The sequence below is a fragment of the Candidatus Poriferisocius sp. genome, assembly GCF_965208475.1.
Lineage (GTDB): Bacteria > Actinomycetota > Acidimicrobiia > Acidimicrobiales > Bin134 > Poriferisocius.
Genome location: NZ_OZ242338.1, coordinates 508,987 through 521,688, shown reverse-complemented (window position 1 = coordinate 521,688; position 12,702 = coordinate 508,987). Strand labels below are relative to the sequence as shown.

The 12,702-nt window shown below is 67.4% G+C and carries 14 protein-coding genes; 9 read left to right on the top strand and 5 right to left on the bottom strand.

The genetic code is table 11. From position 1 onward, the window contains the following. The first annotated feature begins 6 nt into the window (after positions 1-6). From ACOGXA_RS02465 to ACOGXA_RS02455, 3 genes are read left to right on the top strand one after another with little or no spacing between them, the layout of a single operon-like run. Positions 7-993, top strand: a complete 987-nt coding sequence (locus tag ACOGXA_RS02465) for a MaoC family dehydratase (protein WP_419925701.1) — start codon at positions 7-9, stop codon at positions 991-993. Further along, the gene (locus ACOGXA_RS02460; RefSeq protein ID WP_419925700.1) at positions 990-1,751 is read left to right on the top strand and encodes an inositol monophosphatase family protein; all 762 of its coding nucleotides are present in this window, start codon (positions 990-992) and stop codon (positions 1,749-1,751) included. Before ACOGXA_RS02465 ends, ACOGXA_RS02460 begins: the two co-directional genes overlap by 4 nt. An 18-nt stretch (positions 1,752-1,769) precedes the next feature. Beyond that, positions 1,770-2,807 (top strand): Gfo/Idh/MocA family protein, encoded by a 1,038-nt coding sequence (locus tag ACOGXA_RS02455; protein WP_419925699.1) that lies wholly within the window; start codon positions 1,770-1,772, stop codon positions 2,805-2,807. Between the two features lie 36 nt (positions 2,808-2,843). Here ACOGXA_RS02455 and ACOGXA_RS02450 read toward each other — a convergent pair whose 3' ends face one another. Further along, a complete protein-coding gene (locus tag ACOGXA_RS02450; protein ID WP_419925698.1) occupies positions 2,844-3,662 on the bottom strand; it encodes a sugar phosphate isomerase/epimerase family protein in 819 nt (272 codons plus the stop codon). Between the two features lie 79 nt (positions 3,663-3,741). On the opposite strand from ACOGXA_RS02450, the gene ACOGXA_RS02445 reads away from it, so the two are divergent. Next, positions 3,742-4,701: a hypothetical protein gene (locus ACOGXA_RS02445; RefSeq protein ID WP_419925697.1), complete on the top strand. Its 960-nt coding sequence runs from the start codon at positions 3,742-3,744 to the stop codon at positions 4,699-4,701. Between the two features lie 16 nt (positions 4,702-4,717). Here ACOGXA_RS02445 and ACOGXA_RS02440 read toward each other — a convergent pair whose 3' ends face one another. Continuing rightward, positions 4,718-6,046, bottom strand: coding sequence for an alpha/beta hydrolase family protein (locus tag ACOGXA_RS02440; RefSeq protein ID WP_419925696.1), 1,329 nt, complete (start codon positions 6,044-6,046; stop codon positions 4,718-4,720). Between ACOGXA_RS02440 and ACOGXA_RS02435 the strand changes: the two genes are divergently transcribed. Then, complete coding sequence (locus tag ACOGXA_RS02435; RefSeq protein ID WP_419925695.1) at positions 6,045-7,211, top strand: amidohydrolase family protein; 1,167 nt, start codon at positions 6,045-6,047, stop codon at positions 7,209-7,211. The two genes, ACOGXA_RS02440 and ACOGXA_RS02435, sit on opposite strands and share 2 nt — an antisense overlap. An 8-nt stretch (positions 7,212-7,219) precedes the next feature. On the opposite strand, the gene ACOGXA_RS02430 is transcribed toward ACOGXA_RS02435, so the two are convergent. The 3 genes from ACOGXA_RS02430 to ACOGXA_RS02420 are packed head-to-tail and all read right to left on the bottom strand — an operon-like array spanning position 7,220 to position 9,475. Further along, the gene (locus tag ACOGXA_RS02430) at positions 7,220-8,344 is read right to left on the bottom strand and encodes a zinc-binding dehydrogenase (RefSeq protein WP_419925694.1); all 1,125 of its coding nucleotides are present in this window, start codon (positions 8,342-8,344) and stop codon (positions 7,220-7,222) included. Positions 8,345-8,364: 20 nt separating this feature from the next. Then, positions 8,365-9,108 (bottom strand): hypothetical protein, encoded by a 744-nt coding sequence (locus tag ACOGXA_RS02425; protein WP_419925693.1) that lies wholly within the window; start codon positions 9,106-9,108, stop codon positions 8,365-8,367. Positions 9,109-9,166: 58 nt separating this feature from the next. After that, a complete protein-coding gene (locus ACOGXA_RS02420) occupies positions 9,167-9,475 on the bottom strand; it encodes a DUF2510 domain-containing protein (RefSeq protein WP_419925692.1) in 309 nt (102 codons plus the stop codon). A 55-nt stretch (positions 9,476-9,530) separates the two neighbouring features. On the opposite strand from ACOGXA_RS02420, the gene ACOGXA_RS02415 reads away from it, so the two are divergent. Genes ACOGXA_RS02415 through ACOGXA_RS02400 form a run of 4 tightly spaced genes read left to right on the top strand, consistent with a single transcriptional unit; the run spans position 9,531 to position 12,694 of the window. Continuing rightward, a complete protein-coding gene (locus tag ACOGXA_RS02415; RefSeq protein WP_419925691.1) occupies positions 9,531-10,070 on the top strand; it encodes a nuclear transport factor 2 family protein in 540 nt (179 codons plus the stop codon). A 35-nt stretch (positions 10,071-10,105) separates the two neighbouring features. Then, complete coding sequence (locus tag ACOGXA_RS02410; RefSeq protein WP_419925690.1) at positions 10,106-10,822, top strand: dienelactone hydrolase family protein; 717 nt, start codon at positions 10,106-10,108, stop codon at positions 10,820-10,822. Continuing rightward, positions 10,819-11,577: a 3-hydroxyacyl-CoA dehydrogenase family protein gene (locus ACOGXA_RS02405; RefSeq protein WP_419925689.1), complete on the top strand. Its 759-nt coding sequence runs from the start codon at positions 10,819-10,821 to the stop codon at positions 11,575-11,577. The genes ACOGXA_RS02410 and ACOGXA_RS02405 overlap by 4 nt, the downstream gene beginning before the upstream one ends. A 19-nt stretch (positions 11,578-11,596) precedes the next feature. After that, positions 11,597-12,694, top strand: coding sequence for a Zn-dependent alcohol dehydrogenase (locus ACOGXA_RS02400; protein ID WP_419925688.1), 1,098 nt, complete (start codon positions 11,597-11,599; stop codon positions 12,692-12,694). Positions 12,695-12,702: the final 8 nt, after the last annotated feature.

The following is a 12,702-nucleotide window of genomic DNA, read 5'->3' as shown; positions in this document are numbered from 1 at the left end:
CGGGGCGTGGTTGCACCGGCAGGGGACGGCCCCTGGTTCGAGGATTTCACCGTTGGCGAGCAGCTCGACCCTGCCCCGGCGATCACAATCGGACCGGGTGAGGTGGCCGCTTACCAGGCAATTTGCGGCGATCCCTTGGCCATCAGCCTGAGCCGACCGCTGGCCGAGGCCATCACCGGCCAGCCCGGCGCGGTGGTCAACCCTGCACTGGTATTGCAGGTGGCCATCGGGCAGTCCACCGTGGCCACCCGCAAGGTGGTGGCCAACTTGTTCTATCGCGGGGTGCGCCAGCTCCGCACCGTGCGGGTGGGTGACACGCTCACCACGGTGGTCACCGTGCGAGGCCTCAGGGAGTCCTCGGCCCGACCCGACCGCCCCCCTCGGGGCCTGGTGCTGCTCGGCATTGAGGCCCGAGATGATCGGGGCCGCCCCGTGCTCGACTTTGAGCGCTGCGCGCTGGTCCGCCGCCGCTTTGATAATCCCACCGGCCAACACGATGACCTAGGCGGCACCCCCGAAGAACTGGATATGGCCCCCTTTGCGGAGGCCGCTCCGACCGACTGGAATCTGGCCCCGCTCGGCCACCCCCAGGAGTGGCCGATCGGCGAGACCCGGAGCGATCCCCTGCGCGACACGGTCACCGACGCCCCCGCGTTGGTGCGGCTCACCCAGAACCTGGCCCCGCCCCACCGGGATGCGTCGCTGGGCCAGGGGGGCAAGCGGCTGGTGTACGGCGGCCACACCGTGGGGCTGGCCCAAGCCGGGCTGGTGCGCCTGCTGCCCACCGCGGCCACCGTGGTGGGCTGGCTCATGTGCGACCACACCGGCCCGGTCTTCGAGGACGACGTGATAGACGTGGCCGCCACCCTCGACGCCGTGCAACCGGTAGCCAATGGCCGTCTGCTGGCGTTCACCGTTGTTGTGCGGGCAGAGCGAAGCGGCGCCGATCCGGTGCCGGTGCTCGACTGGCAGCCGATCGTGCTGGCTCCGTGAGCAACCCTCCAGAGCCCACAGACCACGAGCTGGCCCATTGGTTGGCCCAGCAGGCCGGGGAGCAGCTCCAGGCCCTGTCAGATGAGATGGAGGAATCCCGGGCCGGTTACCTCCACCGAGAGCTGGCCGGCGATCAGCTCAGCCACCGCTATCTCACCGCGGCGCTGGCTCAACTGAGGCCCGACGACACCGTGCTTTCGGAGGAGGGGCGAGACGACGGCTCTCGCTTGGAATCCGAGCGGGTGTGGATTGTCGACCCGTTGGACGGCTCCTCGGACTACGCCGACCAGTGGAGCGACACCTGGGCGGTTCACGTCGGGCTATCGGTGAGCGGCGAGCCGGCGGCCGGGGCGGTTTCGGTGCCTCCCTGGGGCCGCACGTTCAGCACGATCAACCCCGATGGTCCGCCGGCCGACAATGGCCGAAAGCGGCCGCTGGTGGTGATGTCCCGCACCCGGGTGCGATGGGACGGCCACCGCCTGGCCCGCCATCTGGATGCCGACGTCTATGGCGTGGGCTCGGCCGGGGTCAAGGCCATGGCAGTGGTGACCGGAGAGGCCGATGCTTGGGTCCACGCCGGCGGGCTCTACGAGTGGGACACCTGCGCTCCCGCCGCCGTTGCCCTGGCCGCGGGCCTGCACGCCTCCCACCTCGACGGCTCTCCGCTCCGGTACAACCGCAAGGACCCGGCCCAGTGGGGCATCCTCATATGCCGCCCCGAAATGGCCCCAGACCTCCAAGCCGCATTCGCAGCCTGATCTCCCTAGTCTCATACCATGCGGATCGGGATGTTGGGGGCGGCGTGGATCGGGCCGATGGGGCTCATCGAGCCGGCCAAGGAGGTCGACGGGGTTGAGGTGGCCGCGGTGGCGGCCCGTGACCCGCGGCGGGCTCAGGCTTATGCCGCCGAGCACGGCATCCCCCAGGTGTTCGACAGCTACGACGCCCTGCTGGCTTCCGACGAAATCGACGCGGTGTACAACCCGCTGCCCAACTCCCACCATGCCCGCTGGACCGTCGCCGCGCTGGAGGCGGGCAAGCCGGTGCTATTAGAGAAGCCGTTCACCGCTAACGCCGATGAGGCCCGCCAGGTGGCCGCGGCTGCCGAGCGAACTGGTTTGGCGGTGATGGAGGCGTATCACTGGCGCTTCCACCCCCAGGCTGGTCGGGCCATCGAACTGGTGGCTGAGGGCGCGGTGGGGGAGGTGAGCCATGTAGAGGCGGTCATGGTGTTCCCCTCGATGCACGGACCCGACGACATCCGCTTTCGCTACGACCTAGCCGGCGGTGCGCTGATGGACACTGGCTCCTACGCGCTGAGCAACTTGCGGGCCTTCGGCGAGCTCGATGTGGTTTGGGCCGAGGCCGAGGAGATGGCCCCCGATGTGGATGTACGGACGACCGCCGAGCTGCGCTACCGCCACAGCGGGGCCACCGCGACCATCACCTCGGCGTTCACCGGAACCGGCCAGAAGGCCGAACTGGGCGACCCCGATGCCATCGACCCCGACACCTTCGAATTCGAGTTTCAGGCCGAAGTAGTGGTGACTGGTTCTGAAGGGCGGCTGCTCATCGACAACCCGCTGGCGCCCATGTGGGGCCGCGGGCTTACTGTCACCGACCGCGGTGGCCACACCGTCAACCATGAACCGGCTGAGCAGGTGGCCACCTACACCTGCCAGCTTCAGGCCTTTCGGGATTGCGTCGAAGAAGACGGCCCTAACCTGTATCCGCCGTCGGAGTCGATCAAGACCATGGAGCTGATCGACGCGGTATACCGAGCCGCGGGCCTGCCGGTTCGCGTCGGGGTCTAGCTAGCCGCGGGCCTGCCGGTTCGCGTCGGGGTCTAGCTAGCCGAGGGCCTCGTCGAGCACCCGGCGGGCGGCGTCGCCCAACAGACAGGCGAAGCCCACCGGACCCAGTGCCTCCAGGCGTCCCGAGTCGAACACCTCCAGGGTGATGGGCGCCTGACAGCCGGCCCCCCGAATGGTTCGCAGTGCTCCGGCCAAGTCCATCGCCCCCTCGCCGGGCACGCGGCGGAGATGCCGAGTAGCCCATGCCAAGTCATCAGGAGGTGCCGCGGGGGCGTCGTTGAGCTGGATCGCCCCGATCAGATAACCGGGGATCGAGGCGAAATCGGCGAAGTCGCCGGGGCCGTAGAAAACGTGCCAGAAGTCCACGGTGAGCCCGCAGTTGGCCCGACCGGTGGCTGTCACCACCTCAGCACTGGCCAGCGGGTCGGGGATGGGCCGGTTGCGGCTGAACTCCATGTACACGTCCACACCGACAGAAGCCCCCTGGTCGGCGAGGTTGGCCAAGGCCTCCACCGCCTGCTCCCTGTTCGCAGAACCGGGGCACACCAAGAGGGTGTTCACCCCGGTGGCCCCCAACGCGGCGGCCGCCTCGAACACCGCCTCCCGAGGGGCTTCCTCGTAATAGGGCCCACCGGGGTCGTCGGGGCCGACCCAAACGATGGCCGCGTCCATGTCCACCACGGCCAGCCCGGCGTCGCGGATCCGCTCGCCGACGAGCGGATCGGGCGGGTACACCGCCGGCCAAAGGGTCAAACCGGCGAAACCGCCGGCAACAGCAGCTTCAACCAATGTCTCAATCGACGGATTGTCCAGCGAACCCGAGCTGAGCACTAGATCGTCAGGTCCGAGAGTCATGGAGCGGCCAATCCCATCACCGCGGCTGCCCCCGACATCAGTGTCGCTGTCATCGGCATGTCCCATAGCATGGCACCCCATGTCCTTTGGCCACGCCACTCATCCCGACGACGAGTTCCATCCCCCGACCTCCGACGACCCCTATTGGACCGAGACCTGCTGGTTCACCTTTGCCGCCCCCGAGCACAAGCTGTCGGGCCAGCTCTACCCGTTCTTCCGGCCCAACCAGGGGGTCACCTCCGGTGGGGCGTTCTTCTGGGACACCGGGGGCGACCAGATATGGAACTGCCGCTACGCCAAGAACTTCTGGCACCTGCCGCTGCCCGATCAGCCGCTTAGCGACATCGAGCTGCCCAACGGCATTCGCTACCAGGTGATCGAGCCCCAAGAGCAGTACCGGGTCGGGTTCCTGTGCCAAGACGACGGGGAGGCCGAGGTCGACTTGACGTTCACGGCGGTGGGCCCGCCCAACTATCTGGGCGACGGCCATTTGGACCAGCCAGGCCGCTACCAGGGCACCATCCGGTTGGGCGACGACACCTACGAGGTGGACGCCTACGGGATGCGGGATCGGTCGTGGGGGCCGCGCAGCCAGTTCGGCGCCACCCTGCACGGGGCCGTGCGGGGCGGCTACAGCTACGCCACCGCGTCGGACGCCGACGGCTTCCACGCCCTGACCATGGCCTACGGCGAGGGCGACGATCCTGACTGCACGGTGATCCACGGCTACTACCGGCGCGACGGCGAATATTCCCGGTTGGTTCCCGGCCGGGGACGACGCGACGTGCTGGAGCGCGACCCAACCACCGGCGCCCCCACCGTGGTGCGCATCGAGGCGGTAGACGAGTCAGGCCGCGAGCTGGTGGCCACCAGTCGGGCGGTCAACCGGATCGGCGTACACCTCAACCCCAACCTGTGGACTTGGAACTGTCTCAGCGAGTGGACCTTCGGCGACGCGGTCGGCTGGGGCGAGGACCACGACAACTGGAGCGCAGCCGGCTATCGCCGCTTCGTGCGCGGTCACCTCGGCTTGGACTGATCCCGGCTGGTTCCCCTCAACCGCCCTCTCGGTAATCGGCCAGGTCGACACCCTCGATGAGGTCGGCGAATCCGGCGTCGACCCCCACGTCGGACCGACCGCTCAGATTCGCCAGGAAAAAGGATGAGGCCAGGTGCTTGAGCGCGGCCTGCACGGCCAGCGGATCGGCGTTTTCCGGGGTGCATCCGTCCTCGGCCCGGGCCACCTGCTCAGCGCCGAGGAGGGGTTCGAGCATGTCCAGCCCGCCGCCGGCAAGGATGACGGGGCAGCTATCGGTGAAGCTGTTGTGGCCCGCCTGGGCCAGGTTCACAAACGTGCGAGGACCGGGGGCCGAGTCATAGCTGGCCAGGCTGTTCTCGGTGGGCACGGTGAGATCCAATTCGGCCACGATCACCAAGATCGGCTTGTCGGCCGCCTCAGGTGGGGCGGAACCTCCGCCGGCCAGCGGTATGGCGGCCAAAACCGATTCGTTGGCCAGCGCATCGAGCGCCGTCCTGGCCCCGGCCGAGTGTCCGATCACCCCCACCCTGGCGGTGTCGGCTATGCCGCCGAGGGCGGCGTCGAGGGCGGCCAGGGTGTTGGCCACATCGGCCTGGTCCTTGTCGGGACTGGACTCTGCGGTTCCGAATGCCTGGGCGGGCAGATTCCTGTGGATGTGCTCGGGGGATGCCACCACGAAGCCGTGCGAAGCCAAATGGGTGGTCAAGAAGATGGCGACGTCCCGGTACCCGCCGAACCCGTGGCTGTAGATGACCACGGGATAGGCGTTCCCGTCGGCCAGAGGCGCATCGCGGTAGGAGTTGGTCTCAACCGCGCTCTGCATGCTCTCGGGGAGCAGGGATCGAAAAGCGGCCGGTATGACCTGGGAGGAGTCGAAGATCTCGGTTTCCATGCCGGAAACCGCATCGGCATCGGCGGGATACCAAACCGAGAGCGGCTGCTGGCCGGGTTCTGCTCCCAGCTCCAGGGTGGTGACCCCCACCGGGAATCGGCCGAATTCAGCGAGCACCAGCGGCGGCGCGGGAGTGGGCTCGGACGTCGGGTCTGGAGGGGGGGCAGGGGTTGGCGCGGGAGTGGGCTCAGGCGCCTCGGTTGCCGCCGGTGTGGGCTCGGGTGCCGGAGCCTCGGCAGGCGCAGGCGTCTCAGCAGCAGCGGGTGTGGGCTCGGACGTCAGGGCCTCGGCGGGGGCCGAGGCCGGAGCGCTGTCGTCGTCGGAGGAGGAGCAACCCGCTGCCACCAGCGCCAAGGCCAGCAGCACAGCGAGCACCGTACCGGCGATCCGATTCCCCCGGCGGGTCTGCTCCGCTTTTCTTGGCCCTGCGTTATCCGAATAAGCTCCGTCCATGGGCCGAAAGTACAAGGTAATCAGCGCTGACGGGCATGTGGAGACGCCACCCGATGTCTTCGTCAAGTACGTCCCCGAGAAATACAAGGATCGGGCGCCCCGCCTGATCCACCTCCCCGAAGGGGGAGAGGGGTGGCTGATCGAGGGCCAGCCCCTGCTCCGAAACGGCCAGAACATAGCCGGGCGGGACAAGGTCAAGTTCTCCGGCGGCACCTACTTCAACGCCGACGGAAGCCCAGCCGAGGGAGCCGGCCCCGCCGAGCAGCGCCTTCGGGAGCAAGACCTCGACGGAATCGATGCCGAGGTGCTGTTCCCACCGGTGTTCGCCAGCCGGTTCCTCGAGGGCATCAAAGACCCCGATGTGTATCGCTCCATGATCCGGGCCTACAACACGTTCTTGGCCCAGGACTACTGCTCGGTGGCCCCTGATCGGCTCATCGGCAACGCGGTGACCCCCATCACCAACATCGACCACGCGGTGGAGGAGCTGGAGTTCGTCGCCGAGGCGGGCTTGCCTTCGGTGGCCTTCTACAACTTCCCCAACGGCACGCCGTATGCCGATCCAGTAGACGACCGGTTCTGGGAGAAGAGCTTGGAGCTGGGCCTCAAGCTGGCCCCCCACTTCGGCTTCGGCGCTGGGCAGGCCCCGCTCCAATCAGCGGCCAAGGGCACGTCCGACAGCCCGTGGGCCAGCGCGCTGGTGCAGCGGGCCGGCAGCCACTCGCCGGTGTACTGCATGGCCCAGCTCATCGCGGCGGGTGTGCTGGAGCGGTTCCCGGATATCAAGTTCTACTTTGCCGAGACCAACGCCAGCTGGCTGCCGGGCACGCTCTACTTCATGGACGATAACTACGAGCTGTTCGGCGACTGGTTCGAGGTCAAGTATGAGCGCAAGCCCAGCGAGCAGATACTCGACCACTTCCACTTCAGCGTCATCCGCGACCCGGTGGTATTCGACATGGCCGACATCATCCCGTGGGACAACATCATGTGGGGCACCGACTTCCCCCACTCGGTGGGATCGTTCCCCGACTCCCAGGAGTTCATTGAAGAGAACTTCCCCAAGGTTGACGAGACGATTTCCCGCAAAGTGCTGCTCGAGAACCCGGCGAAGTACTTCGATCTGGATCTCGAAGCCGACATTACCGAGACGCCGGCGGCCTAAGCTAAGGCTCAGCCCATCGTCAGCACACCCCGGGCCAGCTTCCCGGCCTCTAAGTCCTCGAATGCCCTGTCGAGTTCGGCCAGGTCGTAGGTGGCGGAAACCAGCTCGTCCAGCAGCAGCCTGCCGTCGAGGTACAGATCCACCAGGGCGGGAATGTCGAATGCCGGCCGGGACGACCCGTAGCGGCAGCCCATGATCGACTTGTCCTGATAGAGCTGGAACGGGGCGATGGCCATCTCGGCCTCCATCCCGGCCACCCCCAAGATCACCATGTTTCCGCCGGGTCGCAGCATCTCCACCGCCTCCCGCATCAACGCGGTGTGGCCCACGCACTCCACCGAGCAGTCGACTCCGCCGGGCGATATCTCCTGCACCGAGGCCACTGCTGGATACTTGCCGGAGTCCACGAAGTGGGTGGCGCCGAACTGGCGGGCGAAGTTCTCCTTGGCCGGGTTGTTGTCCACCGCGATGATCTTGGTGGCGCCGGCGATGCGGGCGGCTTGGATGACGTTGAGGCCGATGCCCCCCACGCCGACCACCGCCACGCTCTCGCCCCGGTACACCTTGGCCCGGTTGAAGATCGCCCCGGTGCCGGTCAGCACCCCGCAGCCGATGAGGCAGGCGCTGGTGAAGGGCACCCGCTTGTCGATGGCCACCACCTGGCCCTGGCTCACCACCACCTCCTCGGCGAACACGCCGGTGTTGGCGAAGCCCAGTATGCGCTCGCCCCGGTAGGTGAAATAGGCGGGGAGGTCGCCGGGGCCGGGCTCTTCGCCTGTCTCGTTGCGCCGGGCGATGGCCGCCCCGAGCTTGGAGGTTTGGCACAGCGTGGGATGGCCGGTGGCGCAAACCGGGCAGCGCCCGCAGTTGTCGATGGTGGCGATCACCACATGGTCGCCCGGCGCCACGGTGGTCACGTCGGCGCCGACGGACAGCACCTGTCCGGCCCCCTCGTGGCCCATGACAAACGGCGGGGGGAACATGGCGCCGAATGTTCCGTTTATCACCGACACGTCGGAGTGGCACACCCCGGCGGCGCCGATCCGCACCCGCACTTGGGCAGGCTCCAGATCGGTGACACCGAGCCCTTCGGCCACCAACGCCGCCTCGCCGTCGAAAAGGATGCCTCGCATGGCTGTTGCTCCTATCCCGGCTAGGCCCGGTCGATGTAGGTGTCGTCTTCGTAGGCCGCGGGGCCGGTGAGGGTGCCGGGGGCCGGGGTCATCAACTCCTCCCGAAAGCGGGTGGTGTACTGCTGGGCTGTGGCCCGCCACGCCACCAACCGGTCGTCGCCTTCGGCGCCCTCGTCGAACCCGCTGGCGGCATCCGCGGCCTTGTTCAGCCGAATGTAGGCCTCGGGAGAAGCAGCCCACACCGTGCAAACCTCGTAGTTGTGGTGCAGCACTTCCCACAAGCCCATGCAGGTGTAGCCGTAGTCGGCCGCGGCGGGCAGATAATCGGCGGCCATGGCGGCCAGATAGTCTCGGGCCGACCCTGGGCGCACTTCGGTCAACTCGTGAATGTAGAGCGTGCCCCGCACTTCGCCGGCGAACACCGATGCCACCGAGGGCGACTCGGGCACCGATCCCAGCACCCGGTCGTAGCCGCCGGTGCGGAGCTTGTAGGCCTCCTCCCACCAGTCGTCGAGCAGGTTGTTGGACTTCCGCTTGAGGTTGAGGCGGTCCACCCGCTCCAGCCAGCCGTCCCAGCCCCCGGAGTCCCACAGATTCACCACCTGAGGCCAGCGGGCGGTGATCCCCATGGTGTACCAGGTGCCGAGCAACTCGAAGCCCACTCGGGCATCCCGGTTCTGGATCTTGATGTGCTCCATATAGGGCCACGCCGCCTGGCCCGTGATGTCTACGTATTCGTGCAGGATGATCTCTCGCTTGGCCACGGGCAGGACACTATGGCAAGAGATATCGGCAGAGATATTCAGAGGGCCATGAAGACGGCTAGATCGCCACAGCCACGACGACCACCAGCACGATTACCGCGGCCAGGGCCACCGAGGCCAACAGCATTGCGCCGGGCAGGTGCTTTCCGAACAGGCGGATCGACCGCCGACCGGGGATGGGAGAGGCGGGCTCGTTGAGGGGGATCCCCTGAGGGGCCACCGCGATGCCCGGCGGGTCTATCCCGGTCAGATCTCCGTCGCGGACTTTCTCCGTCCATTTTGTGCCGTTCCACCAACGGGCCTCATGCCGCCCGAATGGGTCGGTGTGCCATGAGGCCTCGGGCTCGGGGTTCGGGTTCGCAGCCAACTCGCCATGGATTCTAATCAGACGGAGAACTAGGTCGCGGGGCACAATGGCAGGCGTGGACAAGCAGGCCCAAATCGCCGAGCTCTTGGCCAAACAGGAGATCACCGAGTTGCTCTACCGGTACTGCCGGGGGGTGGACCGCCTCGACAGGGATCTGGTTCGATCCTGCTACCACCCCGACGCCACCGATTCCCACGGCACCTTCGAGGGCACAGTGGAGGAATACCTGGTGTGGAGCGAGCGACTGCTGCGCCGCTATACCGGCTCGACCCACACGGTATTGAACGTCCTAATCGAGATCGATCAGGAGCCGGTGGTGAAAGCAAGCGGGGAGGCGGTGCAATGGGCCCGGTCTGAAGCCCACGGCATCGCCCGACATTGGACCGAGGGAGGGCCGCAGGAGTTGAACATGTCAGTGGGGTTCCGCTTCATCGACGACGTGTCTCGGCGCAACGGGGGTCCGTGGCTCATCTCGCGTCGAGTGGCTACCACCGAATGGGTGCGAGAGGAGCAGTTCCGGCCGTTCGATGAGCGATTCCTGCGGGGCAGCCGGGACAGGTCTGATCCGCTGTACGCTCCCCGTCCCGGCCAATAGGCCACCAGTCGAACCGAGAACTACCATCGGCAGCCATGCAAACCGAGAACGTGGAACTCACTACCGGCGACGGCCCGATGAGGCTGTACGTGGCCCGACCCGATGGCCAACCGCAGGCTGCGGTGATCGTCATCATGGAGGCCTTCGGGCTGAACGGCCATATCGAAGACGTAACCCGGCGGGTGGCCGCCGAGGGATATCTGGCGGTGGCCCCCGACCTGTATCACCGCTACGAGACCAACGTGGCCGGCTACGACGAGATGGACAAGATCTTCGAGATGATGGGCAACCTCCTCGACCAGCACTCCCTAATGGACGTCGACGCCACCCTCGACTATCTGGCCGGCCAGGGGATTCCCTCTGGCAAGGTGGGGATCACCGGTTTCTGCATGGGTGGCCGGGTGACCTTTCTGACCGCCATCAGCCGCCCGGTGGGTGCGGCGGTCACCTACTACGGCGGGGCCATCGTCACCGACGGGTTCACCCCCGGCCAGCCCAAGCTGGCCGACCGCCACGGGGATCTCCATTGCCCGTGGCTGGGCCTGTTCGGCGATCTCGACGGCATGATCCCAGTCGAGGGGGTAGAGCAGCTTCGGGCCGACCTGGAGGGCAACGCCCAGCCCACCGATATTGTGCGCTATGGCGAGGCCGATCACGGGTTCTTGTGCGACGAGCGCCCGTCGTACAACGCCGAGGCCGCGGCCGACGGCTGGTCTCGCATGGCGGCGTGGTTCAGCACCCACCTGACATGACCGGCGGTTCAGAGAAGATCGGGGTTTTCGGCTCGGGGGTGATGGGCTCGGGCATCGCCCAGGTGATGGCCATCGCCGGGCACCCGGTGGTGGCCTACGACCTCGACCCCGAGGTAGTGGCGGCGGCACCCGAGTTGGTGTCCGGGGGCCGGTTCGGCATCGGGGGGGCGGTGGCCCGGGGCAAACTGAGCGAAGCCGAAGGCGAGGCCGCGCTGGCCCGCATCGATTTCACCGCCGACCGGGATGCCGCGGCGGCGGTCGATGTGATCATCGAGGCGGTTCCCGAGCGCTTGGATCTCAAGATCCGGCTATTCCGGGACCTCGACCAGCAGTGCCCCGAGCACACGATATTGGCGTCTAACTCCAGCGGGTATCCGGTGCAGGCCCTGGCAGTGGCCACCGACCGGCCCGACCGGGTGATCGGCTGGCACTGGGCATCGCCGCCGCCGGTGATGAAGCTGGCCGAGATCGTGCGGGCCCCGCAGACCTCTGATGAGACCACCGAAACCATCTGCCGGCTGGCCGCCGCCGCGGGCAAGAACCCTGTGGTCATCAAAGACTCCGCCATGAGCTGGGGCTACGTCACCAACCGGGTGTACGGCGCCATGATCCGCGAGGCCAACGCGGTGGTGGCCGAGGGGGTGGCCAGCCAGGCTGAGGTCGATCAGCTCATGGTGGACTGCTTCCGATGGCCGTCTGGCCCCTACGGGATGGTGTCGGGTGCCACCACCGGCTGGAAAGCCGACAAGAGGTAAATCCAAAGGAGAGGTTTCCATGAGAGCAGCACTGCTGGCATCGCCGGCCTCGCCATTGGTGATGGCCGACGTCCAATGCGTTGATCCCGGACCGGGGCAGGTGCGGGTGCGGGTCACCCACTGCGGTCTGTGCCACTCCGACCTCACCATGATCGACGCCCCCGAGAGCCTCACCCCGATCATCTTGGGCCACGAGGCCGCCGGGATCGTCGATGCAGTGGGCCCAGGCGTGGGCACCCTGGCCGAGGGCGACCACGTGATGCTGTCGCCGTTCGGCCCGTGCGGGGTGTGCTACTGGTGCGTGCGGGGTGAGACAACCCTCTGCGCGTCGGCGGCGACGATGTTCATGGGCACCATGCCCGACGGCTCGGTGCCGTTCTCGGTGGACGGCCAGCCCGTGTACCGAGGGCTGGGGGTGGCCGGTTTCGGCGAGCTGACCATGGTGGCTGCCTCCGCCGCGGTGAAGATCGACCCGGATGTGCCCCTGGAGGTGGCCGCGGTAATCGGCTGCGCAATTCAAACCGGGGTGGGCGCGGTGCTCAATACCGCCAAAGTGGAGGAAGGCGCCACCGTGTTGGTGATGGGCCTGGGGGGTGTGGGCATGTCGGTGGTGCAAGGCGCCCGGCTGGCCGGCGCGTCCCGCATCTTCGCATCCGACCCGGTGGCCGACCGCCGCAATGCCTCAGCGGCGTTCGGGGCCACCGATCTGGTTGATCCGGCCGACACCGACGTGGTGGCCCATGTGCAGGAGGCCACCAACGGCATCGGAGTGGACTACGCCTTCGACGCCGCCGGGGCCGGCCCACTGGTGGAGGCCGGCCTGGCCGCCACCCGCAATGGCGGCACCACGGTGATGGTGGGCGCTCCCGCCCTGGAGCACTCCGTGACCATCAACCCGGCAGTCGTGCATCTGATAACCGAGAAGAAGCTGCTCGGCTGCATGTTCGGCGGCTGCAACTCCCAACGCGAGGTTCCCCGCCTGCTGTCCCTGTGGCAGAACGGCCGCCTCGACCTCGAGCCCATGATCACCGCTCGCCGCCCCATCCACGAGATAAACGCCGGCCTAGACGACCTCCGCTCCAGCATCGGCATCAGGACTGTTTTCGATCTGAGCTGACAATCTCA